At 44.0% G+C, this 26,178-nt stretch carries 25 protein-coding genes; all 25 read right to left on the reverse strand.

The genetic code is table 11. The annotated features are described in order from the left end of the window. Positions 1 to 731: 731 nt before the first annotated feature. Positions 732 to 2,396 carry a ribonuclease J gene (locus VM640_RS01210; protein WP_325389087.1) on the reverse strand — a complete coding sequence of 555 codons (1,665 nt, stop codon included), beginning with the start codon at positions 2,394 to 2,396 and terminating at the stop codon, positions 732 to 734. A 309-nt stretch (positions 2,397 to 2,705) separates the two neighbouring features. Further along, positions 2,706 to 3,788: a cytochrome c3 family protein gene (locus VM640_RS01215; protein ID WP_325389088.1), complete on the reverse strand. Its 1,083-nt coding sequence runs from the start codon at positions 3,786 to 3,788 to the stop codon at positions 2,706 to 2,708. Positions 3,789 to 4,097: 309 nt separating this feature from the next. Then, entirely contained in the window at positions 4,098 to 4,976 is an 879-nt protein-coding gene (gene dapA, locus VM640_RS01220; protein WP_325389090.1) for a 4-hydroxy-tetrahydrodipicolinate synthase, read from the reverse strand. A gap of 22 nt (positions 4,977 to 4,998) precedes the next feature. Beyond that, positions 4,999 to 6,225: an aspartate kinase gene (gene dapG / locus VM640_RS01225; protein ID WP_325389092.1), complete on the reverse strand. Its 1,227-nt coding sequence runs from the start codon at positions 6,223 to 6,225 to the stop codon at positions 4,999 to 5,001. 253 nt (positions 6,226 to 6,478) lie between these two features. Further along, positions 6,479 to 7,474 carry an aspartate-semialdehyde dehydrogenase gene (locus tag VM640_RS01230; RefSeq protein ID WP_325389094.1) on the reverse strand — a complete coding sequence of 332 codons (996 nt, stop codon included), beginning with the start codon at positions 7,472 to 7,474 and terminating at the stop codon, positions 6,479 to 6,481. Positions 7,475 to 7,587: 113 nt separating this feature from the next. Continuing rightward, positions 7,588 to 8,175: a dipicolinate synthase subunit B gene (locus VM640_RS01235; protein WP_325389096.1), complete on the reverse strand. Its 588-nt coding sequence runs from the start codon at positions 8,173 to 8,175 to the stop codon at positions 7,588 to 7,590. Beyond that, complete coding sequence (dpsA, locus tag VM640_RS01240) at positions 8,172 to 9,107, reverse strand: dipicolinate synthase subunit DpsA (RefSeq protein WP_325389098.1); 936 nt, start codon at positions 9,105 to 9,107, stop codon at positions 8,172 to 8,174. The genes VM640_RS01235 and dpsA overlap by 4 nt, the downstream gene beginning before the upstream one ends. Positions 9,108 to 9,192: 85 nt before the next feature. After that, on the reverse strand, positions 9,193 to 9,996 hold the full coding sequence (dapB, locus tag VM640_RS01245) for a 4-hydroxy-tetrahydrodipicolinate reductase (RefSeq protein WP_325389100.1): 804 nt from the start codon (positions 9,994 to 9,996) through the stop codon (positions 9,193 to 9,195). A gap of 116 nt (positions 9,997 to 10,112) precedes the next feature. Further along, the gene (locus VM640_RS01250; protein ID WP_325389102.1) at positions 10,113 to 10,394 is read right to left on the reverse strand and encodes a YlmC/YmxH family sporulation protein; all 282 of its coding nucleotides are present in this window, start codon (positions 10,392 to 10,394) and stop codon (positions 10,113 to 10,115) included. A 15-nt stretch (positions 10,395 to 10,409) separates the two neighbouring features. Continuing rightward, a complete protein-coding gene (locus VM640_RS01255) occupies positions 10,410 to 10,712 on the reverse strand; it encodes a hypothetical protein (RefSeq protein ID WP_325389104.1) in 303 nt (100 codons plus the stop codon). A 61-nt stretch (positions 10,713 to 10,773) separates the two neighbouring features. Next, on the reverse strand, positions 10,774 to 11,253 hold the full coding sequence (gene dut, locus VM640_RS01260) for a dUTP diphosphatase (protein WP_325389106.1): 480 nt from the start codon (positions 11,251 to 11,253) through the stop codon (positions 10,774 to 10,776). 20 nt (positions 11,254 to 11,273) lie between these two features. After that, positions 11,274 to 12,542 carry a M16 family metallopeptidase gene (locus VM640_RS01265; RefSeq protein WP_325389108.1) on the reverse strand — a complete coding sequence of 423 codons (1,269 nt, stop codon included), beginning with the start codon at positions 12,540 to 12,542 and terminating at the stop codon, positions 11,274 to 11,276. Between the two features lie 5 nt (positions 12,543 to 12,547). Next, a complete protein-coding gene (locus VM640_RS01270; RefSeq protein WP_414647861.1) occupies positions 12,548 to 13,819 on the reverse strand; it encodes a D-alanyl-D-alanine carboxypeptidase family protein in 1,272 nt (423 codons plus the stop codon). Between the two features lie 20 nt (positions 13,820 to 13,839). Continuing rightward, positions 13,840 to 14,595 carry a polysaccharide deacetylase family protein gene (locus tag VM640_RS01275; RefSeq protein WP_325389110.1) on the reverse strand — a complete coding sequence of 252 codons (756 nt, stop codon included), beginning with the start codon at positions 14,593 to 14,595 and terminating at the stop codon, positions 13,840 to 13,842. A gap of 169 nt (positions 14,596 to 14,764) precedes the next feature. Beyond that, entirely contained in the window at positions 14,765 to 16,957 is a 2,193-nt protein-coding gene (locus tag VM640_RS01280; protein WP_325389112.1) for a polyribonucleotide nucleotidyltransferase, read from the reverse strand. A gap of 252 nt (positions 16,958 to 17,209) precedes the next feature. Further along, positions 17,210 to 17,476: a 30S ribosomal protein S15 gene (gene rpsO / locus VM640_RS01285; protein WP_325389114.1), complete on the reverse strand. Its 267-nt coding sequence runs from the start codon at positions 17,474 to 17,476 to the stop codon at positions 17,210 to 17,212. 94 nt (positions 17,477 to 17,570) lie between these two features. After that, positions 17,571 to 18,533, reverse strand: a complete 963-nt coding sequence (locus VM640_RS01290; protein WP_325389116.1) for a bifunctional riboflavin kinase/FAD synthetase — start codon at positions 18,531 to 18,533, stop codon at positions 17,571 to 17,573. Positions 18,534 to 18,569: 36 nt separating this feature from the next. Then, on the reverse strand, positions 18,570 to 19,454 hold the full coding sequence (gene truB, locus VM640_RS01295; RefSeq protein WP_325389118.1) for a tRNA pseudouridine(55) synthase TruB: 885 nt from the start codon (positions 19,452 to 19,454) through the stop codon (positions 18,570 to 18,572). Then, positions 19,438 to 20,418 carry a DHH family phosphoesterase gene (locus VM640_RS01300; RefSeq protein WP_325389120.1) on the reverse strand — a complete coding sequence of 327 codons (981 nt, stop codon included), beginning with the start codon at positions 20,416 to 20,418 and terminating at the stop codon, positions 19,438 to 19,440. The genes truB and VM640_RS01300 overlap by 17 nt, the downstream gene beginning before the upstream one ends. Continuing rightward, entirely contained in the window at positions 20,408 to 20,785 is a 378-nt protein-coding gene (gene rbfA, locus VM640_RS01305; RefSeq protein WP_325389122.1) for a 30S ribosome-binding factor RbfA, read from the reverse strand. Before rbfA ends, VM640_RS01300 begins: the two co-directional genes overlap by 11 nt. A 96-nt stretch (positions 20,786 to 20,881) precedes the next feature. After that, positions 20,882 to 23,488, reverse strand: a complete 2,607-nt coding sequence (infB, locus tag VM640_RS01310; protein WP_325389124.1) for a translation initiation factor IF-2 — start codon at positions 23,486 to 23,488, stop codon at positions 20,882 to 20,884. Between the two features lie 46 nt (positions 23,489 to 23,534). Then, positions 23,535 to 23,831 (reverse strand): L7Ae/L30e/S12e/Gadd45 family ribosomal protein, encoded by a 297-nt coding sequence (locus VM640_RS01315; RefSeq protein ID WP_325389126.1) that lies wholly within the window; start codon positions 23,829 to 23,831, stop codon positions 23,535 to 23,537. After that, a complete protein-coding gene (rnpM, locus tag VM640_RS01320) occupies positions 23,828 to 24,094 on the reverse strand; it encodes an RNase P modulator RnpM (RefSeq protein WP_325389128.1) in 267 nt (88 codons plus the stop codon). Before rnpM ends, VM640_RS01315 begins: the two co-directional genes overlap by 4 nt. A gap of 4 nt (positions 24,095 to 24,098) precedes the next feature. Continuing rightward, positions 24,099 to 25,454, reverse strand: coding sequence for a transcription termination factor NusA (gene nusA / locus VM640_RS01325; RefSeq protein WP_325389130.1), 1,356 nt, complete (start codon positions 25,452 to 25,454; stop codon positions 24,099 to 24,101). 17 nt (positions 25,455 to 25,471) lie between these two features. Further along, entirely contained in the window at positions 25,472 to 25,930 is a 459-nt protein-coding gene (gene rimP / locus VM640_RS01330) for a ribosome maturation factor RimP (RefSeq protein WP_325389132.1), read from the reverse strand. Between the last annotated feature and the right edge of the window lie 248 nt (positions 25,931 to 26,178).

A 26,178-nucleotide genomic window follows, 5' to 3' on the forward strand; every position in this document is an offset into this window, starting at 1 on the left:
TAGGCACGCCGCCAGCGTTCGTCCTGAGCCAGGATCAAACTCTCCATAAAATTTATGAAGAAAATTTGATTGCTCAAATTCATCTCAAACTCGTTAACGAGTCACTTGGCTGTTCCTTTGTTGTTTAGTTTTCAAAGACCGGAATTAAACTCAGATAGTAAATTTTTATTATCGAATAAGTCAAGATCGCTCAACTTTCGACATCATCGCCACTCCGTGACGGAACTTAATTATAACAGGCTAAGTCGTTTTAGTCAACCGTTTTATGTCCGAGTTCGTTTTTGAACTTCGAAGACAACGTTGATTATTTTAACTCAAAGACGTTTAAAAGTCAACTGTTAATTAATTCTGTTCTAACAAGATCTCGCTTGATTTTTCAAGTTTGTGGACCCATGAATGATGCCGTATTAGAATATCACGATGTGAGATTCACTGTCAACTATTATATTAAGAACTGGATAAAAATATGCATGAGCCTCATCTACTTTGATAAAGAAAACCCGGCTTTCGCCGAGCTTTAGCGATAAAGAAAACTTGGCTAGCACCAAGCCCTAGCGAAGGTGGTAGGCCTAGTTGCCTTATCCTGCCGGACTTAACCACTTGCATCGTAGGAGAACGAAAGCCGCTGGCTGCACTTATACTATCTGCACCCAGACTTATACTTTCTGTTAGTACAAAAACAGAGGGGCCGCAGCCCCTCTTATCTCCCAAATGATATTAATTTTTCTTATTTATTCTACTTCCTGAATAATAGGCAGGATCATAGGGCGACGACGAGTCTTTTCGTAAAAGTGTTTACTCAATGTGTCTCGTACTTGTCCCTTGAGCACAGCCCATTCTGTCACATGATTCTCCCTTAAACGAGCCATCGTTTGACGAACTTTTTCTTTGGCCTCATCAAGCATGGATTCTGATTCACGAACATAAACAAAACCCCGGGTTACGATATCAGGTCCTGATACGATAGCTCCTGTAGAACGGCTAATCGTCATGACAACAATCAGAATTCCATCTTGTGAAAGTTGTTTGCGATCCCGCAAGACGATATTACCTACATCTCCGACACCCAAACCATCGATTAATACCTTCCCAACTGTTACCTTTCCAGTCATGCTTGCTCCATGCCGTGTAAATTCAATAACACTGCCGTTTTCAGCTAAAAAGATATTATCTTTGGGCATCCCTAATTGTTCGGCAAGTTGGGTATGTTTGACCAGCATGCGATATTCTCCATGTACGGGAATGAAGTATTGTGGGCGAACCATATTTAACATCAGTTTAAGTTCTTCCTCACTAGCATGTCCAGACACGTGAACACCGTTAATCGAACCATGAATCACATTTGCGCCCAGCTTAAATAGGCGATCAATAGTACGAGCCACAGATTTTTCATTTCCGGGAATTGGGCTAGCCGAAATGATTACTGTATCTCCAGGCTGGATTTCCACACTACGGTGGTCATTATTAGCCATACGCGTTAAGGCCGACATGGGTTCTCCCTGGCTACCTGTAGTTAAAATACAAGCCTGGTTTCCTGGAAGATTGACAATCTCATCTACATCAACCAACGTTCCCTCAGGAATATCGAGATAACCTAACTCTGCAGCAATCCCTACGACATTAACCATACTCCGTCCAACGACAGCAACTTTACGATTAGTTCTATAAGCTGCCGTAATTGCTTGCTGGATCCGATGTACATTAGAAGCGAAGCTGGCTATGATGATTCGATCCTTCGCATTTCTAAAAGCATCTTCAAATATTCGCCCAACACTACGCTCTGACTTTGTAAAACCAGGGCGTTCTACATTGGTACTATCTGACATTAAGCAGAGTACCCCTTTGTCACCAAGCTCAGAGAACTTATGAATATCCATGATATCACCTGAGACTGGGGTGTGATCAAGCTTAAAATCTCCTGTATGGACGATCGTTCCAAGCGGAGTATGAATAGCTATCCCCACCGCATCCGGGATACTGTGGCTTACTCGTATAAATTCTATCCGGAATATTCCTAGTTTAATCATATCACGTGACTGAACCACTGTTGCTTTGATATGATTTAAATTACTTTCTTTTAATTTCGATTGAATTAATCCTAGAGTTAGTCTTGTCGCAAAAATAGGAACATCTAAATCCTTGAGTAGATAGGGTAAAGCTCCGATGTGATCTTCATGTCCATGGGTAATTAATATACCCTGGAGCATCTCCTTATGTTCAATCAGATATGAATAATCAGGTAAGACAATATCAATGCCTAGCATTTCTTCATCTGGAAATGCCATCCCAGCATCAATTAATACCATTTGATTATCATAACGGATCACTGTCATATTTTTACCGATCTCGCCTAATCCACCCAATGGAATAATCTGTACCTTGTGCTCTTTTGGCAATTATAAACACCTCCGCCATTATTTTCCTTTTTTATCATGATATTGTGCCAATGAATTAGTGATGTTTCATAAGACGCACTTAAAGACAACAAAATGACGAAATACTGCAACAAACACAACGCCCCTGGTGTTCGCCAGTATTTCGACGCATCAATTTGAAACTAGCCGCACAATTAATCTTTCTACATTATAGCGCTTTCAAGCAAAACTGGCAAGATAACATCAATCTTATTAAAATTGATGTAAAACAATAAAAAACAAGCAGTAATTACTGCTTGTTTTTTTATTGTTTTAACTCAAAATATATGGTTACTTACTAGGAAAGTTCTTTTGAATAATGTCAAGGACCTTTTGATTTTTAATGTCAAGCTCTTTAGTTGCTGGGTCATCCCCTAAATCTGCGTATTTAATGGCTCCAAAACTGTGATCTGCTGTAATGTGACCGTGTGCGTCCGTCGGATTCTTCCACATCATCGCTTTTAAGTCGAAGCTTTTCCCAGCATGACAAGTAGCACAAATTTCAGTGGGATTGTCTTTTTTGAGGAGTTGTCCGTTCGCATTCGATTTATGCGAAGAATGGCAAGAGAGACAGTCTATACCGGATTCATAGTGAGTACTTGCAAAAAAGTCACGCGTTCCATAGTGATTTTGCGTGGTGTAATTGCCTTTAGCATCTTTGGCCGGCTCAAGTGCATGGCAGGCAACACAAGACTTACTTGAGACATCCAAGGTTCCTTTTTTATTTTCAGCAGAAACATGGATACTTCCTGCTCCATGACAGGACTCACAAGAGATTCCTAAATCTGGAGAATTAGTTGTTGTTCCAGAATCTGGAGAATTAGTTGCGATTCCAGGGGCGTGGCACTTACCACAGGTGAAACTCGAAGCAGTCCAATCACTCTTTCCATCTTTATTCATGTCTTTTTCACCGGCAGCAACGACAGTGTATTTATCGCCGCTTTTTTCCATTTTAGCTACGCGATAAATTGGGTCCTTGAAGCCAGCTTCTTTAGGTACTTCAGCAACAACGTATTGATTCAGCATAACGCCATATACCTTTGCTTTGGAAAGGTCGATTTTCGTGGAAACAGCTTTTTCGGTGTTAGCTGAGTCATAAATCGTAATTTCACCTAAAGGTTGAGTAGTTGGAAAATCAGAGAGTGGTTTAAAGGCCTTACCATGACCTGTCATTGCTACATCAGGGACTTTGTCAGCATGACAGGCTTTACAGGTTTCGGTTCCTACATATGTAGCCTTGGCAACTTGTGTCGCTGCAGGCTGTTTCGATTGATCATTAGGTGCTGCTGCTTGTTGCGTTCCACATCCAGCGATGACTATACTCGTAAGTGTTGTGAAAGCTAAGGCAAGCACAATCTGTTTTACTTTTTTCACGTACTTTTCCCCATTCCTCATTCAAATTTTGCCATACAAAGAAGAATCACTTCGATACTAGACCCCCCTTATTGCTAGTCCTGTCCTCCTGTTCAAATTCCTAGATTCCCAGAGAAGCAAGCTCTTTCATTAGTAAAATTTATCTCTGTGATTATTTTAACAAACATACTTATAATTTTCCACAGAAATTTCACAAATTTTTCATATTTATTTATTGACTTCTTATAAGCTTCCTAAAATCCACAAATAATTTAATAATCAAAAACCATTGCTATAATAATCTAGCAATGGTTTTTGATTTCTCGAGAACTAGTTTTCTTTAATTTTCTGAAGAAGTTCTGTTAAGAATCTTTCTTCCTCTGGAGTTGCATCAACTAAAGGTAAACGAACTTTTCCTGCTTTGAGGCCAAGTGTATTCACTAAGTATTTAATTGGAACCGGATTCGCCGTAATAAAGATGCCCTTAAAGACTGGCATAAGATTAAGATGCCATTGCAGCGCTGTTTTGGTATCTCCAGCAAACCAAGCATCGGTCATTTTCTTCATCTCATCCCCAATGACATGGGAAGCAACGCTGATGATTCCGCTACAACCAAGTGCCAGCATGGGTAAGGTGAGCGAATCATCCCCACTATAAACCTCAAAATCTTCAGGAAGTATTCGTTTGAGCTCACTCACCTGATCCATCACTCCAACCGCTTCCTTGAGAGCGACGATATTCGGAATTTCACTCAAACGGAGAACAGTTTCGGGGAGTAAATTCGCAGATGTTCTGCCAGGAACATTGTAGAGCATGAGCGGTAGAGGCGTTGCTTCAGCGATCGTACGAAAATGTTGGTACATCCCCTCCTGAGAAGGCTTATTGTAATAGGGAACTACTGCCATTAGGCCATCGACACCGGTATCGACTGCCTTTCGAGCTAAAGCAACACTTGCTGCGGTTGAGTTCGATCCAATACCAGCAAAAACAATTACGTTCTTTCCGACAGCCTCTTTTACCACTTTAAATAATTCGAGTTTTTCTTCACCACTTAAGGTCGGCGATTCTCCCGTAGTGCCAGCGACAACGATACCGTCAGAACCATGCTCAGCTAAATACTTCGCCAAACGTCTCGCTTCTTGATAATCCACTTCTAGGTTGTCGTTCATCGGCGTAACCATTGCGGTCAAGATCCTACCTAATCTCATATCTCTCAACTCCCCTTTTAATTTAAGCCCCAAGCTGAAATTTTCGATGCAACGCTTGGACTGCTTTAACCATATTTTCCTTATCTACCAAAACCCATATTGTAGTATGAGAATCAGCCGATTGTAAAATACGGACATCTGCATCAGCTAAAGCTTCAACCATATCTGCCATCACTCCGGGTACTCCATGGATTCCAGCTCCCACAATTGATACTTTCGCACAACCTGGATCAATCGAAGGATTAAAGCCCATATTTTTAAGAATTTTAACCGCTTTATCAGCCTCCTCATCCCGCACCGTGTAGAGAACAGCTTCAGGCTGAAGACTAATAAAGTCTACACTAATATCCGCTAGAGCCATACCCTTAAAAATTTGTTTATCAGCTTGTAAGGTGTCAGGCAAGTTAAGGGTTGGCACGCAAATTTGAGTGACATTGAGAGTATGGGCAATTCCGGTAATCGTTCGGTCTCCCGTGATATCTGTACCTGCACCCATATCCGCTTGTATACTTGTCACCAGGGTACCCGGAGCATTAGAAAACGTACATTTAATCCGTAAAGGTATGTTTCGTTGCATAGCTATTTCTACCGCCCGAGGATGGATCACCTTCGCTCCCTGATGCGCTAATTGACAAATTTCATTATAAGTAACCACATCAAGAATCTTAGCATCTTCAACTATGCGGGGATCTGCCGTCATAATTCCTTCGACATCGGTATAGATATCAATGGCCTCGGCATTCAAAGCAACTCCCAAGGCTGAGGCTGTCGTATCACTTCCACCTCTTCCTAAGGTCGTGATTTGGCCATTTTCTGTGATTCCTTGAAACCCTGTGACAACAACAACTTTGCCCTCTTTCAAATATTCCACGATTTGTCGTGGTTCAACCCGAATAATCCGAGCATCCCCAAAACTGTCGTTCGTAATAATCCCCGCCTGACCACCGGTTAAAAGCACAGCATCAAACCCCAAACTATTGAGAGTACTTACCATCACAACTCCAGATATAACTTCTCCACAACTGATTAATAAATCCAATTCTCTCTGAGGAAGTTCAGAAGAAATCTCTTTGACCATATTTATAAACGTATCGGTTGCATAGGGATCTCCAGTTCGACCAATAGCAGATACAACCACAACGGGAGAATATCCTTCTCTTACCGCTTCTGATACCTTAGCCGCAACTTGAGAGCGCCGTTCTGCTGTTGCTAATGAAGTCCCCCCGAATTTTTGTACTAAGACGCGCATACCCGAACTCCTCCCCCTTAGTTATTTTATTTTTCTTTGAAAAAATCTTAAATGCCCGTAAGCGTAGCTTATCGCACAGGCGGCGGAGGGGCGTTATAGGAAGCTTGGCTTGAGTTGAGGAACGAAACGCAAGCCTTAGTTGACTTATCCTCGAAGGGGACAAGGCGAATGAAGCTTTCGAGACAAAAGCCCCGATAGTCGAGAAGACTATCGCACTTGTTTGGAAAGGGTTTCGCGCTTTTTGACATGGGGGCTATTTCGTTAAGAGTAGTTCGGCGATTTGCACAGCATTCGTGGCGGCCCCTTTACGAATCTGATCGCCTACAACCCAGATGTTGAGTCCATTCGCAATCGAGAAGTCTTCCCGAATTCTTCCAACATAAACCTCATCCGTGTCCGAAGTATATAAAGGCATAGGATATTGATCCTTCGCCGGATCATCAACAATAATTATACCTGCGGCTTTAGCCAAAGCCTGTTTGACCTCAGCCACGGTTACTTTACGCTCGGTTTCTATGTTAATCGACTCGGAATGACTGCGGAATACAGGTACCCGAACAGTTGTAGCGGTAATCGCCATCTCCGGTACATGAAAGATTTTACGGGTTTCTCTGACCATCTTCCATTCTTCTTTGGTGTAATCCCCATCCCCGAACACGTCAATCCGGGGGATTAAGTTAAACGCAATTTGATAGGGAAAAACCCGACTAACGACATCTTCACCATTGGCAGTGGCGCGAACCTGAGCTTCCAGTTCCTCGATTCCTTCACGTCCAGCTCCCGATACCGCTTGGTAGGTCGAAACGACGACCCGTTTGATTCCAGCCAAATCATAAATAGGTTTGAGTGCTACGTTAGCAATAATGGTTGAACAATTTGGATTAGCAATAATTCCTTTATGCCATTTGACATCTTCTGGATTAACTTCTGGTACGATGAGGGGAACCTCCGGATTAAGGCGAAATGCGCTACTGTTATCGATAACGACTGCACCACTATTTACGGCTGCTTCAGCAAACTCTGTGCTTGATGATCCACCCGCGAATAAGGCTATATCAATGTTTTTGAAGCTTTGATGAGTAGTCTCTTGCACCTCAAGTTCTCGTCCTTGCCAATTAATTTTTTTACCGGCTGACCGTTTTGTGGCCAAGAGACGTAATTCATCAACCGGGAAATTCCTCTCTGCAAGGATTTTTAGGAATTCTTGTCCAACGGCTCCGCTGGCACCAACAATAGCAACATTTGGCATTTAATAAGCTCCTCCTCAAATTTATTAAAATATATATGAAAAAACTAGTGAAAAGGGTGCCGTGCTCTTTTCATAAGCAGGGCACCGATTCAATTTTCATTGATCTAACGTAATCACTGATAATCAACTAACAGGGGCTGAATTTGCTTTCCTTCGCACGCCGAAAGGATCGTATCCGGGATCATATTCATATGGGCTACTAAGGAATTCGCTTTGTTAACCGGGCTATCCTGCCCAAAAGGAACTAAATAAATATTTTTTGTAATCAATAGAGTCCCAATATTGCGTGCATTTAGCCCTAAACCATCATTTGTTGCAATGGCAATGACTAACGGGCGCTGATTCCGAAGATGAGCTTTTGCCGCCATCAGTACGGGCGTATCCGTAATTCCATTAGCCAATTTCGCCAGAGTGTTCCCCGTACAAGGAGCAATAACCATACAATCGAACTTCTTCTGAGGTCCCACCGGTTCAGCATCCTGGATCGTATGAATCGGATCCTTGTGTGTAATTTCAGTAAATTTTCTTATCCAATCCTCTGCTTTACCAAAACGCGTATCCGTGCTTTCAACTGCATAAGAAATGATCGGGGTCACATCTGTCCCTTCATCCACTAAGCGTTGTAAAACTCCTATAATTTCATGCAATGTACAATGAGAACCTGTTAAAGCAAGCCCAACCTGTAATCCGTCAAACTTCATTCGCTTCGCACCTCCACTTCAAGCCTTAGAGAAGTGTTCATAATCGTTGTCAAGTAGCGAAGAATGAGTTGCGGGTATACTTGAGCGAGAATCTTGCCTGCCGATTTTGGAGCAACCATCCCCGGCAAGCCTGGGGCCAGCATGGCTTTTATTCCCAATAATTCAGCATATTCAAAATCCGTTCCGCCGGGAATTGAGGCAATATCAATGATGACTGCATCCTTTGAGACTTGCTCCAACATAACCTTGTCGAGCATGAGCTGAGGAACCGTGTTGAAAATAAAATCCGCCCTGCCAATTTCATCTTCTAAATCAGAAAAATGGACGACCTTCAGTCCCATCTCGGTTGCCCGGGCCAAATCCGCTGGTTTACGGGCTACCCCCGTGACCTGAGCACCCATTCCTTTTAAGGTGCGAGCAATTGTCCAGCCATTACGTCCCAAACCGAGAACAAAACTCTGACTTCCATGAATCGTAATCACGGATGAATCCATCGCCATCGCAATTGCACCTTCGGCAGACGGAATTGAGTTAAGAATGGCGATCTCATCCAGAAATGCAGTTTCAACGATTCTTATTCCCAGCATGTCTGCCGCGGACTTCAGGGCGGTTCGAGCCCAGCCGATAAAAAGCGGAACATGTGTTGGAATAGCTTGCAACACTTCCTTATTAAGAACTATCGGAGAATTAGAATACTTTGCTTTGACGACCCCACGTTCATCGGTGCCATACATTGGAAAAAGCAGAGCATCCGCTTGCTTAACAGCTTCAATCAGAGAGGATGCCTGATTCAACCCTTCAGTCGGCGCTGCTTTTTCAAATCCGACTCCGACTATGTAGGCCCCCAATTTCTTTAATTCGGGGATCAAAAACAGCTCTCGATCATCCCCTCCAATCACGGCTAGTCGAATTCCTTTCAGACCCGCACTCATCTTTATGCCCCCTTTGAGACTTGTGTCCCATGACTACTAACCAGTATATGAGGGTGGGATGAATGCGGTTCCCCCAGAGAATTTCCTATTCGAGGAAATTCTCCAGTCCGATGACTAAGGAAGTAAGTCCTAAGGCTTTCCGAATTGCGAGCATAACTCCTGGCATATAGGTTTCGCGGGAGTAGGCATCATGCCTAATGGTCAAGGTTTGACCTAATCCTCCAAATAGAACTTCTTGATGAGCGACAAGTCCAGGTAAGCGAACGGAATGAATATGAATTCCATCCACATCCCCACCACGAGCGCCCTGAATTTTCTCGTATTCATTAGGATGCCCTTGCACCATAGGTTTACGGACCTCGGAGATCCATTCTGCAGTTTTAAGAGCAGTCCCTGATGGAGCATCTAATTTTTGGTCATGATGGAGCTCAATGATCTCAACATTTGGGAAGTGTTTCGCCGCTTCTTGCGCAAATCGCATCATGAGAATTGCTCCAATCGCAAAGTTCGGTGCAATAAAGGCACCGGATTTTTCCCGATCCACAGACTCTCGAATTTCAGCGATATCCGTTTCATCCAAGCCTGTCGTACCGATAACTGGAACTATTCCCTCGGCAATTGCCAGTTTCGCATTCTTTAAGACGGATTGGGGATTTGTAAAATCAACGAGTATATCGGCTTGACTTGTACGTAACATCTCCGTATCTAAGGGGCCTGACATGTCGAGTCCGATTCTTGAAGTCCCGATCGCATATCCCACATCCACTCCGGTGTGTCGCGTGTCTGATGCGCCGACTAATAGCATATCTTCCTGCTTAAGGATGGTTCTTACGATTTCTTGTCCCATTTTGCCACCTGCACCGGCAACACATAGGCGTATCTTTTTCAATTTCAAATCCCTCCATTTGGAACCTATAATAATATGGCAAAACCCCGTTGCTAAGCAATTAGCAATGCGGGGTCAGTATAAGTTACCTTTTATTGTAGTAAATTGTTAAAGTTGTGTCAAACGGAATATCTATTCATTCCGTCTGCTTTATTATTCATATCGACGATGATCACTTCTGAACCCACTTTTTTTACTGCTTGCCACGGAATAACCAGATCTTCCCGTTCTTTCTCTCTTCCATTTCCCCAAAAGCTTCTAAATCCTGAACGTGAGCTTAAAATAATGGCTTCGATCGAACCTCCTGAAGAAATTGTTAGATCAGCATCCCCAACAGTTCCCAGTCTCGCTCCATCGTATAGATTGATGATTTCTTTTCCTGCCAAATCACTTAAAAGCATTTCACCTTCCTCCTTCTACTTTCGAATTCTTAGCCAAGCCCGTATCGCAAAAGGCTGAATAATTGCCAAAACTAAGGAAACTAACGCGAGAGGCTCAACGATGAATACTGTTTCGTTCCACCAACTCTCTGGAATTTTTAAGAATGAAAACAATAATTCTAAAGAGAGATAAATCCCCCCTGCAGTGCCCACCATTTGAGCTATCGCACTCGAAAGTAAACTCTGTTTTGGTTCAGAGCGCCACATCATGAGATAGGCTCGGGCTCTAAGTGAGGCTAAAACTCCAAGGCCTAAACAAAAAAGTCCTAAGGTCTGCATCCTTATACCACTCCTCTAAGGGATAGTATGACAAGGTTAACATCCCTAGAACTTTTTCAACTCATTCCAGTTTAGAGTTTCTGGAATTATGAATCCCTGTTGATCCAAATCCTTCCTCACCACGCTCACTTTCCGTGAGTTCTTGCACAGGAAGAAATTTGGCCAGGAAAACCGGCATGATAATCATTTGGGCAATTCGATCCCCCGTGTGAATGGTAAAGGGTTCTTGACCCAAGTTAATTAGGGCCACTTGAATTTCTCCACGGTAATCTGAATCAATCACGCCTACCCCATTGACTAAGGTAAGGCCATTTTTTGAAGCTAACCCACTCCTGGCAAAAATCAGGGCCACGACATCAGGCTGAGGTAACTCGATCCCGATTCCCGTTGGGACCTTTGACGTTTGCCCTGGAAAAAGCACTAAGTCTTGATCCATGATCGCATGGAGATCTACTCCGGCAGCCCCTTGAGTCGCATACTCCGGAACAATAAGTTCATGCTCCGGTCTCATGTTTTTAATTTTAACCGGAATATATTTCATTTCTTCCTCCACTTTAGCTATTAATTCCAACTCACCTTTTGAAATAAACTCTGTAAATCAACATCGTGACCCGCGGGACCCATCATCACAAGGCTGAACTTATCCTTGATCCAAAGGCGGTTCATAACCCTTTTTACGTCTTCTAAAGTTACCTTCTCCAACTTTTCAACCATCTCTTCGGGCGAAATGACCCGATTATAACTCAATTCGGTTTTACCTAAACGGCTCATGCGACTACTTACGGATTCCAATCCTAGATATAGACTTCCTTTGACTTGGGCTACCGTCTTCGCCAGTTCATCAGCGGTTACCCCTTTGGATCTCATCTTTTGAAGCTCGGCCAGGATACATTCGACAACCTCCTGAGTATTACTAGGAGTCGTACCCGCATAGATCGCAAACATTCCCGCATCAACATAAGTCGAGTGGTAAGAATAAACGGAATACGCTAAACCGCGTTGTTCCCTAATTTCTTGGAATAATCGGGAACTCAAACCTCCCCCCAGAACATTATTGATAATATGCATTGGATAAATGTCCTCATCATCCTGCCCTAGACCCGGTACCCCCATGACGAGGTGCATTTGCTCTGTATCTTTGGTGTTATAGCGCTGAATCGTTTGTCCCTTCGGAGTTCCTTCGAGAATACGTTTTCCGCCTCTTGTAAATTCACCATAGACGGGAGCTAATTTCCTGATGATATCTTCATGATTGATTTTTCCAGCCACTGCGACGACCATATTCTCAGGGGCGTAGTGATGACCCAGATAATCGATTATTTTCTCCCGACTTAAACCGCGAATACTCTCCTCTGTACCCAAAATAGGTTTTCCTAAGGGGTGATCATTCCAGACATACTCAGAAAAAAGATCATGAATCAATTCATCTGGAGAATCTTCGTACATTTTGATTTCTTCAATGACAACCTTTTTCTCCTTTTCAATTTCCTTTTCATCGAATAAGGAATTGAAAAACATATCGCTTAAGACATCATTCGCAAGATCCATGTCTTCATCCAGAACTTTCGCATAAAAGCAGGTATATTCTTTCGTCGTAAAAGCGTTAAGTTGTCCTCCCACACTTTCCAAGGACTCAGCTAAATCACGTGCTGTCCGGTTTTTTGTTCCTTTGAAGAGCATATGTTCAATGAAATGGGATATTCCTTCATACCCTTCCCTTTCATCTCGGGAACCGGCACCGATCCATAATCCGATCGAAACAGAACGGACATAATCAATTTTTTCCGTAATAATTCGTACGCCATTGGGTAAAACAGTCTTCTTATACACTGTCTTCACATCCCCTCAGAGTTTAATGATAAAAATCGTGGTTTGAACGCTTTAACCTCACGTTCTGCGAGCAGGGGGACACTTGTTATTTTCTGGCCATTTAACCAGACTTCGCAAATTCCGAGCTTTTCACCGGCTTGAATGGGCAAGTCTGTTGACCTCGTCCACTGAATTTTTTTCTCAATCTTAGTTTTATCACTCGCGGCAAGACTAACTTCCACGGAATACTGTGCTAAGGCTTGCAGCGGTTCAAAACCACTTAGAGGAAATTCTGCGACCATTTCCCCTGACTTTACCACTGAGGTGGTTTCCGTTTGAGCAAATCCCCATTCCAGAAGTTTCTGCGCATCCCCGAAGCGGTTAGGAGCATGAAGCACAACTGCGATCAATTGACGCCCATTTTTAGTTGCTGAAGCTACTAGACATTTTCCTGCAGCGTTTGTAGTTCCTGTTTTGACGCCATCAGCATAAGGATAGTTCCAGAGCAGCTTATTGGTATTGCGTAAATCCATAAAGAAGTCTGGTTCCAAGAAATGTATTTCCGTTTCTTTTTGCCGAGTAATTGACGTAAAAGCTGGGATTTGCAAGCCATAGCGGGCGATTAAGGCTAGATCATACGCGGTCGAATAATGGTTTTTATTGGGTAACCCATTCGTATTCTCAAAATGCGTATCCTTCGCGCCAATGAAAAGGGCTTTTTGATTCATCATCCGGACAAATTGTTCTTCACTTCCGGCGATTTGTTCAGCAATCGCGACACAGGCATCATTTCCCGACTTAATTAAAGCCCCAGTAACTAGTTCATAAAGTGTGGCCCTTTCCCCTGGATCAAGATGAATCGTAGATTCTCCTACCGCTGCAGCCTTGGGGCTCACCGTTACAATTTCATCTGGTCTCCCTAGTTCGAGCCCTAGGATTGCTGATATCATTTTCGTGGTACTCGCTGGCGCTCGTCGTTTATGGGCTTGTTTGTCAAAAAGGACATCCCCCGTAATTGCATCCATGAGCACTGCTGCATCTGCACTTAAGGTGGGGCGTCCTGACGGATTTGCTGTTGCCGGACTAGGTTGCTTACTCAAGATTTGGCTTGTTTCTGGCGTTTTTTCTGTGATTGGAGCCTTCTTCACTGGACTCTGAGTCAGTGCGATTACTTGCGAATTTGAAATTTCTGACTCAGCCATCTTCTGAGATAGGTTCGTGGCTTGAACTGGTTGAACTCCCAATACAGTAAAAAAAAGAGCGCAGAAACAGGCTTGCGTCCACTTTGGCCTGAACATTGAACCACCTCACTTATATGCTATGAGGTAGTATTTCCGACTGGCTTCAATGTTATCAATTCCGATAATTTCAACATTCGGAAACTTTCGCTATTCAGTTCCTTCAAAATTCGTGGGAGCGCTATAACTGTATTTTTTTTAGGGTGCATTAAAACAATAGCCCCCTGTTTTTGGGGCTTGACCCCAAACCGAACAGCAGGATTTAAGATCCTTTGGGCTATGATGTCAGGCGAACTTTCTGGACGCCAATCGACCGTATCTAAAGTCCACAAGACCGTCTGATAGCTTAGATTTTGAGCTGCCTTCAACCCGAATATCCCTTTTTCACCATAGGGAGGAGCGTAATACTGTGTTTTCTGCCCTGTTAAACTCTCGATAATTTTTTCCGTCTTGACGATTTCTTGCTCATTCGCCGCTACGGATAAATGATCAGGATGCGGGTGTGAATAACCATGATTTTCTATTTCATGTCCACGCACTAGAATTTCCTTAACTAATTCTGGATTTTTGCTCGCCCAGCGACCGGTTAAAAAGAAGGTAGCTTTTGCCTGCCCTTGATCCAACGCGTCGAGTATGCCTGGGATATATTCTTCGCCCCAATCCACATTGATCGTTAAAGCAATGACTTTCTCTTCGGTTTTAATTTGCTCAATTGGCTCTGGCACTGACGCTAATATTGCGACAATTCTTTGTTCAAAAAAGAGCCCTAAGGACAACACGAAAATCAGACCTAGAATCGTCAAGGCCCGGTGTGAAAGTTTAAAGTAGAGATACATCGGCCTACCCCCTTACATTACAGATGTATGCATGGGGAGGCCGATGCAGAAGTTTATCCGGTGACTAAACTTCAGATGAAATTTAAAGCTCCATCTGAAGTAAGTTTCCTTTAAATGAAGTAAGTTTCCTTTAAAGCTCTCGTATTAAAGTTGAGAATTTTTTGTTCTCTTACCTGCTTCTTGTATTGTTATTCAAATTCGAATTCGTGTTAGAATTTGAATTTGCATTCGCGCTAGGATTAGGGTTCGGAATAGCTTCTTTGTGGGAGAGATTGAGACGACCCTGCTTGTCGACCCCCGTTGCTTTAACAAGAATCGAATCCCCTACTTTGACTACATCCTCGACCTTTTCCACCCGAGTGTGCGCCAGTTGAGAAATATGGACTAGTCCTTCTTTCCCGTTCAAACCTAAAACGCCAGGAATCACTTCGACAAATGCTCCGAAGTCCATAACTCGGGTAACTCGACCATTGTAGATCTTACCTACTTCAATATCCTGAGTCAAAGATTGAATGATCTTGAGTGCCTTTTCCCCAGCTTCACCATCAATAGCAGAGATAAAGACGCGTCCATCATCCTCAATGTCAATCTCGACCCCTGTCTCCTCGATAATCTTTTTGATTGTTTTGCCGCCAGGTCCGATGACATCACGAATCTTATCTGGATGAATTGAAGCTGTAATAATTCGTGGTGCAAATGGAGAAAGTTGAGTTCTCGGTTTATCAATCACGTTTAAGATTTTGTCGAGAATAAACATACGTCCTTTTTTAGCTTGGATCAGTGCTTTCTCTAGGACTTCACGGGAAACACCCTTGATCTTGATATCCATCTGGAGTGCCGTAACCCCTTCACTCGTTCCAGCCACTTTAAAGTCCATGTCTCCATCATGATCTTCAAGTCCCTGAATGTCTGTGAGGATTGCAATTTGATTTTCTTCACTAATTAGGCCCATAGCGATACCAGCAACTGGAGCTTTAATCGGAACACCAGCGTCCATTAAAGCAAGCGTGCTGCCACAGACCGAGGCCATCGAACTTGAACCATTAGATTCAAGAACTTCAGAAACGAGCCGGATCGTATAGGGAAACTCTGTTTCAGTCGGAATAACCGGAAGAAGTGCCCGTTCTGCTAAAGCGCCATGACCAATTTCACGACGACCAGGACCTCTCATGGGACGAGTTTCGCCCACACTAAAAGGTGGAAAATTATAATGGTGAATATAGCGTTTTGATTTCTCAAGCCCTAAACCATCAAGGATTTGTTCATCACCGACAGTTCCCAACGTGGCCACAGTCATGACCTGAGTTTGACCGCGTGTAAAAAGCCCCGTTCCATGCGCTCTAGGAAGTAAACCAGTTTCGATCGTAATCGGTCGGATCTCGTCTAAGGCACGACCATCGGGGCGTATATGTTCGACTGAGATTAAGCGGCGAACAATTCTGTGAACTAAACTTTCGAGGGCCCGATCCACATATTTCAGTTCCTCGGGGAACTTCTCGGCAAGATGGGCTAAAGCATCTTCTTTAACCACTTTAACGGCTTCTTCGCGCGCTTTTTTTTCTTCCGTGCGAACCGCTTGATCCATTTTAGTAAAAGCATAGGTGTTTACGGCTTCCACAATTGAATCAGGAATCCGATTAATTTTGACTTCTTGTTTTTCTTTAGCCAGTCCCAATTCTAAAGCTTCAACACGGAATTGCTCGAGAAATTGGCAGATTTTCTGAACTTCCCGATGGCCAAACATAATTGCTTCCAGCATCTGGTCTTCGGGAACTTCTTGGGCACCCGCTTCGACCATCATGACCGCATCTTTCGTTCCAGAAACCGTCAAATTCATACGACTTTTTTCTGCTTGATTGACTGTAGGATTAACGACGAATTCGTCCCCGATCAGCCCTACTGTAACAGCTGCTACTGGTCCCTCGAAGGGGATATTGGAAATCGTCAAAGCTGCTGAAGCAGCATTAACCGCTGTAATATCTGAAGCGCAATCCTGGTCAACCGACATAACCATGGCCACAACTTGCACATCATTTCGATACCCTTCAGGAAATAACGGACGAATCGGACGGTCAATAAGTCGTGCCGACAAAATAGCCTTTTCGCTCGCACGACCCTCCCGTTTAATAAACCCTCCAGGTATTTTTCCGGCTGCATATAACCGTTCTTCAAACTCAACAGTTAAAGGGAAGAAATCAATTCCTTCCCGTGGTTCAGCACTTCCAGTTGCAAATGCTGAAATCACCGTATCTCCATACTGGCAAAAGACCGCACCCCCGGCCTGTTTCCCGATTTTTCCGGTCTGGAATGTCAGGGTTCTTCCCCCAACCTGAATAGACCGCTCTAATACTCCTTGTTGCACTATGGAACCTCCTTAATTCTATCCACTTCTTAACTTGTTTTCTTTTCGACATGTTATTATTATTTCCTGCATAATGGATAAAAAAACTACCGAACTATATGAAATTCACGATAAATGCCGTATTTAGGACAGAGATAGCTGATTTTATTCAAGATAAGCCCGAAAGTTTTAGGAGAAGTGGATATATTATTAATATAAAGAAAGAAGCAGACCAAATCTGCTTCTCATCCCTCTCCGATATTCAGCAACGTATTAGTGGCGTAAGCCAAGATCACTGAGGATCTTACGGTAACGATTAAAATCGAGATCTTTTAAATAATTGAGAAGTGCGCGACGCTGTCCAACCATTTTTAAAAGTCCACGACGAGAATGATGGTCTTTTTTATGCGTTTTGAAGTGCTCTGTCAAATAAGCGATCCGCTCGGTCAGGAGCGCAATTTGAACTTCCGGAGAACCTGTGTCTCCTTCGTGTTGTTGGAACTTGGTAATAATCTCTTTTTTCTTTTCTGCTGTTAACATGTTGCAATACCTCCATTTTTTTAAATCGCCTGCTGCCCAGATGCCGCCGGAGTACGGCCAGCCGAGTCAGCGGTTCATAGTATTCTAGTGTATTTTACCGAAAAACTGAGGATTTGTAAAGTCCGCCCTCAATCTTTTCTTGTTCGAGAATTTTTTTCGCATGTACGGCATCCTTTTGTAGTTGTCCCAGCAACTCACCAACGCCTGAAAATTTACGTTCATCCCGAAGCCGTTCGACGATATCAAGAGTTAACTCTTGATCATAAAGATTTCCTTGGAAATCAAAGAAATGAACCTCGATCGTGGTCTTATATTCAGCATGAAAGGTAGGTTTCATGCCGATATTCATCATACCGATCAGCTTTTTCCCTTCAAACTCAGCCCAGACGGCATAAGATCCCCGCTTAGGGATCAAAAGATCCTCAGCGGATTCAATATTTGCAGTAGGGTAACCTAAGGTTCGGCCTCTTTGTTCGCCTTTAACGACCTTCCCGCATAAACAGGGATACCGGCCCAACATACTTTGCGCCTGCCGAATATCTCCTTGAAGCAAAGCTTTACGGATGCTGCTTGAAGAGATAACTTTTCCTGCCATAGTTTGTGCCTGGAGAACGCTAACCCCAAATCCATATTTTTCTCCCAGACCTTGCAAATCCTCGGGAGTACCTTTACCTTGGGAGCCAAAAGAATAATTAAAACCGACTACGACATACCGTGCACCAACTCGGAGAAGAATATCGGATACAAACTTTTCAGGAGTTGTATCCGCAGTTTGATGGGTAAACGGGAGAAGATAAACTGTATCCACTCCGAGTTGTTCTAAGATCCTCAGACGTTTCTCTGAGGTCGTCAGTAACCCAATCATTTTTTCTGGGAAAAGGAGCTTTAAGGGGTGAGGCTCGAACAGAAGCACACTCAGTTTGATCTTCATTTTCTGGGCTGTCTCTAATCCACTCTCCAGTAAGCGCCGGTGTCCCAGATGTACACCATCGAAATTGCCCAAGGCGAGTACACAAGATTCGGTCGGCTTTTCGGGTAACTGTCTGATAACCTGCACCGAGTTAATACCTCCTCATTATTTTGCGAATCAAGCTTACGGAAACACTTTATAGGGATAAAGGGATTGGTCTTGACATTTTCCTATACCGATAAATTCATTCTCAGTGAAGACTTGGACTTGTCCCGTCTCTGGAAGGTGCCCCCCGAATATCTCCCTTTCAGAAGTCGGTAAACCATGCCTGAACGCCACAGCCCTCTCTGGGGTGAGAATAATCTTTGGTAAATCCAAAACACGATTAAAGGGGATGAGAAAATCAACTCTACCTTGTTCGATGGCTTCACCAATTTGCTCCAAAGTCCAGCTTTCCTCAAGTCTAAACGGACCTGAGCGTAAACGAACTAATTTCGACATATGTGCACCACAACCTAAGGCGTCTCCAAGGTCCTGACATAAAGTTCGAATGTAGGTTCCTTTGGAACAGTCTACTTCAAAAACTGCTTTAGGATATTCACTCTCCTGCCACGAAAGCAGTTCAAGCCTTTGAACGTTAATCGTGCGGGGGGCACGCTCCACTTCTATACCTTGCCTTGCTAAATCATAAAGATGCTTTCCCTGATAACGGACTGCTGAGTACATGGGAGGTATTTGCTGGATAGAACCCAAAAATTGTGGAGAAATTTTAAGAAAATCGTCCGCCTTCACCTCGGGCCGAATGGAATGCAGGACTTTTCCTTCGGCATCCTGAGTATCGGTGATAATTCCGAAGGTAATTTCGGCTCGATAGGATTTACCCTGATCTGTGAGATATTCTGCTAACCGCGTGGCTCGACCCACACAGATCGGCAGTACTCCATTCACTTCAGGATCAAGCGTTCCGGTGTGTCCTACCTTACGGGTGTTCAAGCGCTTTCGTAACCAGACCACAACATCAGAAGAAGTCATGCCTACTGGTTTGTGGACATTAATGACCCCGTCCAATGTTAAATTCCTCCTCAATCGCCTTTATCACGGATCTCTTCGCCTCATCGAGCGAAGTTTCCATCGTACATCCTGCAGCCCTTTTGTGCCCTCCTCCACCAAAACGTGCAGCTAATTCATTGACATTAAACCAAAGATTCGAGCGAAAACCAATTCGAATTTTCTGAGGTTCTATCTCTTTAAAAAGAACAGCTACTTCAACGCCCTCAATGCTTCGGGCATTGTTTATAACACCTTCACTCAAACCCTCAGTAGCTCCAGCCTCCTCGAAGTCCTCTTGGTGTAAAGTCATCACAGCAAGTTGTCCTTCAGCATAAAGTTTAAGTTCAGTCAGTCCTCTCCTAAGAAGTTCAACCTGGGCTAAAGGCTTTTGATCGAAGATGCAGTGATGGATATGTAAAAAATCAATCCCGCTTTCCATTAAATCTGCAGCTTGACGATGTGTTTTGGCCGTAGTATTACTGTACTGAAACGACCCTGTGTCTGTAACAATAGCTGTATAGAGATTCGTCGCGATTTCTTGATCTAGCGGTACCCCAAGTTCTTGTATGAGGTTCATCACTATTTCCCCACTGGCACTCGCCCCAGGTTTCACCCAGTTGATCGTGCCAAAATTCAGGTTCGAAATGTGATGATCTATATTAAGAATAACGGTATGTTCCGGTAGTTGGCTAGGATCGAGATTAACGCGTCTTAAATCCGTACAATCCACAAAGCACAGGGTTCGGGGGAGCGGGTGAGGAAGTTCATTTTGGACTTTCTCAGCTCCCGGTAAAAAATCCAAATTATGAGGAACTGCATCTGGATTATACAAAAAAACCTTTTTACCCAGCTTTTTTAAAGCTAATCCCAACGCGAGCATGGATCCCAGGCAATCCCCGTCTGGAGAAACATGGGAAAAAAGCGCCACTTCCGGCGCTTTTCTTAATTCATTGGCGATAAGAGTCGAGACATCATTTTCCATGAGAATCGTCCTCGTTCCCCGTCTCTTCTGTATGAACCTCGCGCAAGAGCTCAGCGATATGAGCACCATGTTCAATCGACGCGTCATATTTGAAAACAATTTCGGGAATATGTCTTAGACGGATCCGCTTGCCAATTTCGCTCCGAACAAAGCCAGAGGCTCGTTTGAGTGCTTCCAACGAATCCTTCGTTTGTTGAGGATCTCCGAGGACACTGACAAAAACTTTGGCATGTCCCAAATCCTCCGCAACTTCAACGCTTGTCACGGTTACGAAACCAATTCGAGGATCTTTAAGTTCCTCGCGAATCATCTGAGATATTTCCTCTTTTAATGTTTCTCCCAAGCGACTTGCTCGGTGTTTTGCCATAGGTCATTCCTCCATATAGGAGACTTATTTCAGGTGAAGAATTACCAACACCTGAAGTCTAGTCGACTTATCCTCGTAGGAAACCAAGGGTTTGAATTAAAGTTCGCGTTTCACTTCTTCCATGATATATCCTTCGATAATATCGCCCTCTTTTATATCATTAAAGTTTTCCACGCCAATTCCGCACTCATACCCTTCCATCACTTCGCGGACATCATCCTTGAATCGTCTGATGGACTCTAGATTTCCTTCATGGATAACTACGCCATCGCGAATTACCCGAACTTTGGATGCCCGAGTAATTTTCCCTTCGGTTACATAACTTCCGGCAACAGTACCCGCTTTCGGAACCTTGAAGACTTGACGGACTTCAGCTCGGCCTTGGACAACCTCTTTAAAGTCAGGATCGAGCATCCCTGTCATAGCTGCTTTGACATCTTCGATCGCATCATAAATGACACGATAGAGGCGAATATCTACCCCTTCTAAGTCAGCCGTGGCTTTCGTGTTAGAATCCGGTCGGACATTAAAGCCAATAATAATCGCATTGGAAGCGGCTGCTAACATGATATCTGTCTCAGTTATTGCCCCAACCCCTCCGTGAATGGCATTGACTCGAACTTCGCTCGTCGATAGTTTGAGTAGGGATTGTTTGAGAGCCTCAATCGAGCCTTGTACATCGGCTTTGATAATAACATTGAGTTCTTTAACTTCCCCTTCTTTAATCCGGTCGAACAGGTCTTCCAAACTGACTTTTGTGATTTGTCGTACCTCATCAGCTTTTTTCACGTTCGCACGCGCTTCCGTAATTAGACGGGCATGTTTCTCATCCATCACAACATTAAATACATCGCCGGCATCGGGCACCTCACTAAGCCCTTGAACTTCTACAGGCATAGAGGGACCTGCCTTCTTTACACGGCGTCCTTTATCATCAACCATTGCTCGAACTTTTCCGAAAGCCGAACCGGCTAAAATGATGTCTCCTACATTTAATGTCCCCTTGGAGACTAAGACCGTCGCTACAGGACCTTTTCCTTTATCAAGTTCGGCTTCAATGACTGTACCTGCAGCAAGACGATTCGGATTTGCTTTAAGTTCACGCATCTCAGCAACGAGAATAATCATCTCGAGGAGTTGACCAATATTTTTCTTTTCTTTTGCGGATACAGGAACTGCGATCGTCTCGCCCCCCCATTCCTCAACAACCAAACCATATTCGGTCAATTCTTGTTTCACGCGGTCAGGTTGGGCATTTTCCTTATCAATCTTATTAATCGCAACAATGATTGGAACTCCCGCTGCTTTGGCATGATTGATCGCCTCAATCGTTTGAGGCATAACCCCATCATCTGCAGCTACAACAAGAACCGCAATATCTGTAACTTGAGCACCACGAGCACGCATCGCTGTAAAGGCTTCATGGCCAGGTGTATCAAGGAACGTAATTTTCTGCCCTTTAATTTCAACTTGATAAGCACCAATATGCTGGGTAATTCCCCCAGCCTCAGAAGCCGTCACATTCGTCATGCGAATGGCATCAAGTAAGGATGTCTTACCATGGTCTACGTGCCCCATGACTGTAACAACAGGGGGCCGTAATATTAAATCGGCTGGATCATCCCCAACTTCTTCGACTTCGGTTAAAGGCTTCTCTATTTTGACTTCAACAGTAACTCCCATCTCCGTAGCCAGAATCGTGGCGGTTTCAGCATCGATTTCCTGGTTAATCGTAGCCATGACACCTAGATCCATGAGCTTCTTGATGAGCTCACCTGATTTTCGGCTCATTATAGAAGCTAGATCTTGAACAGTAAGCGACTCGGGGATCACAATATGCTTTGGAGTGGTGTCACGAACCTCTTTGTGTTCATGACGAACATTACGTCTATGTTGATGTTGACGGGAATGGATGTCTTTCTCCATCTCTTTTTTACGTTCAAAAAAGCGATCCTGTGGTTTTTTCTTATCTGGGCTTTGCCGTTTCGGTGGTTCGATCGTTGAAGTTCCTGGCGTAGTTTGAGGACGCGCGGCGCCTGGACGGGGGCCCTGTGGACGATCTCCCATTCCTGGACGTGCCCCTTGCGGACGGCCTCCCATTCCTGGGCGTGGTCCTTGCGGACGGCCTCCCATTCCCGGGCGTGCCCCTTGCGGACGGCCTCCCATTCCCGGGCGTGGTCCTTGCGGACGATCTCCCATTCCCGGGCGTGGTCCTTGCGGACGATCTCCCATTCCCGGGCGTGCCCCTTGCGGACGATCTCCCATTCCTGGACGCGGCCCTTGTGGACGATCTCCCATTCCTGGACGCGGCCCTTGTGGACGATCTCCCATTCCTGGACGTGGTCCTTGCGGACGATCTCCCATTCCTGGACGTGGTCCTTGCGGACGATCTCCCATTCCTGGACGTGGTCCTTGCGGACGATCTCCCATTCCTGGACGCGGTCCTTGCGGACGATCTCCCATTCCTGTTTGAGGTTTTGAAACTTCTTTTTTATTTTCCCCCGGGGCTACAGTGAGGGGCACTTCTTTGCCTTGGTCCTCACCCTTTTGATGAGGAACTTGGGCACGGAGACTATCTGCGTCCCCTTTTTCTACTGCACTTAGATGATTTTTAACATCAATTCCCATACTTCCTAGTTTTGCCATAACATCCTTACTACTTAAATTTAACTCTTTTGCCAATTCATGAACACGTATACTCAATACAACCACCCCCACATATTCAGCACCCGATATTTTTTCCAGGCCGTCAACTCCTTACCTTTAAGATCGCTTTGGCAAACCCCTCATCCATGACCAGAACTGTCGAACGCTGAGATAACCCAATTGCTTTTCCCAGCTCTAATTTTTGACCAAGTATGAGAACCGGTATCTTTAAATCTCCAGCCCATTGTATATATTTTTTATGCGTACCTGGTGCATCTTCAGCCAAAATCAGTAGGTAACCTTTACGTTTCTTTAACATGGCTTCGACTTGGGACTCACCAGAGGATATTTTTCCTGCTCTGCGGGCTATACCTAAAAGTGAATAAATCCGTTCTATCACGAACCCTCCCACTTTCCTTCTAATTCTTGAATTAACTCAGGTGAGAGAGCGATGTCTAATGCCTTTTGAAACCGATGCCCTTTAACCGCCGCCTTAAAGCACTCCACTCGTGGGCAGATATAAGCTCCCCGACCATTCCGTTTACCAGTTGGATCGAGTTCTGCGGTTCCCTCCAGAGTCCGCACGATCCGAACAAGCTCTTTTTTGGGCTTCATTTCTTGGCAGCCTAAACACATTCGCATCGGAACTTTGCGCACCTTCATCTTCTCACTTCTTCCCTTTTTTCTTTTTACTCTCCTTAGGAGGATTGGCAGAATCCGATTCGCTTAACTCTCCAGACACTTCTGTTTTACACTCTGACACGGTCTCTTCGTATCCTTCATAACCATCCTTAGTGTCGTAACCAACACCTTCATTATATTCAACAGATTCGTCATCGTAATCCGAAAATTCCTCATTTATTTCGGCATTTTCATCATACTCATCGTATTCTTCATACTCATCATAATTCTCATCGTAATTTTCATACTCACTGTACTCATTATATTCCGTCGCATCTTGATCGTTATCCTCAGGAATAAGATTTTGAGCCAAGGCTTGCGATTCACTCTTAATATCAATCTTCCAATTGGTCAATTTAGCTGCCAGACGCGCATTTTGCCCTTCTTTACCAATAGCTAAAGAGAGCTGATAATCAGGAACAACGACAAGGGCAACTTTCTCATTAGGCTTAGTGTAAACCCCAATTACTTTAGCAGGAGACAGCGCATTAGCCACGAATTCCTGAGGATCGGGCGAATAGTTGACAATGTCGATTTTCTCTCCCTTGAGTTCACTGACAATTGTTTGAACCCGACTTCCCTTTGGCCCCACGCACGCACCCACTGGATCAACATTGGGCTCTCGTGAATAAACGGCAAGCTTTGAACGTGCACCCGCTTCACGAGATACTCCTTTTATCTCAACATAGCCATCATGAATTTCCGGGACTTCTAGTTCAAAAAGACGTTTAATGAGACCTGGATGTGTTCTCGACAGCATAATCTGAGGTCCTTTGGTTGTCTTCTTAACTTCTACAACATAGGTCTTGATTCGTTCAAAAGGCTGATAGGTCTCACCCGGAATTTGCTCCTGAGCCGTGAGAATAGCTTCGACTTTACCCAGGTCAACGATAACATTTTTCTGGTCATATCGTTGAACGACACCAGTAACGATGTCACCTTCGCGGTTGATGTATTCGTCATAAATCATCCCCCGCTCAGCCTCACGGATTCTTTGGACGACAACCTGTTTCGCCGTTTGAGCTGCGATCCGGCCAAAGTCACGAGGAGTTACTTCATACTCGACGATATCCTCGAGATTATAATTGGGATCAATTTTACGAGCTTCCTCCAACGTGACCTGAGTACGGTTATCTTCAACCGCCTCAACTACCGTTTTCCGTGAGAAAACCTTAAACTCACCGCTTGTCCGATCAATACTGACTCTGACATTTTGTAAGGATGCAAAGTTCTTTTTATAAGCTGAGATAAGTGCTGCTTCAATCGTTTCAAATAAAATTTCGGCTGAAATTCCTCGCTCTTTTTCCAGTTCATGCAAGGCCTCAATGAACTCCATATTCATTTTCAACTTTTCCTCCTCTAAAACTCCAATGCTAAATTCGCTTTTTTAATTATATTTCTTGGAAGTATTACCTTCTCTTTTTCATATTCAAGAATAATTGCTTCATTCTCAAGTCCCACCAGGTATCCCGTAAATTCTTGATACCCTTGAAAGATCTGCTTAGTCTGGATGCGAATTAGCTTCCCCTGAAAGCGGATAAAATCCTCCTCCTTCTTTAAGGGGCGTTCTAAGCCTGGAGAAGATACTTCTAACATATAAGCCTGTGGAAGAGGATCATTTTTATCTAAAAGTTCGCTGACGGCATGACTTACATTTGTACAATCGTCTAAGTCTATTCCATCCTCCTTATCAATATAAAGCCGGAGGTACCAATGCGCGCTTTCTTTTATGTACTCAACGTCCACCAGTTCAAGCCCTAGTTCCTGGATAATGGGTTTAACTAAAGCTTCAACTTTTTGTTCAACTGGCTGTCCCATGTGTATCTCTCCTTTATTCTAACCCCTTTATACGTAGTCTTACGAAGTTATACTTTTTTATGCCTAGTTGCCTTATCCTGCCGGACATAAATACATGCATCGTAGGATAAAGAAAACTTGGCTGACGCCAAGTTTCGCGTAGTCGACTACTTAGTTGCCATTAGACAACCCGTAAAGTTTATATTTTCTGGTAGTGCAAATGAAAGAGTGGGTACAAAACCCACTCCTTAACTCAATCCTACAAATTT

The sequence above is a fragment of the Desulfitobacterium sp. genome (assembly GCF_035539115.1).
Taxonomy (GTDB): domain Bacteria; phylum Bacillota; class Desulfitobacteriia; order Desulfitobacteriales; family Desulfitobacteriaceae; genus Desulfitobacterium_A.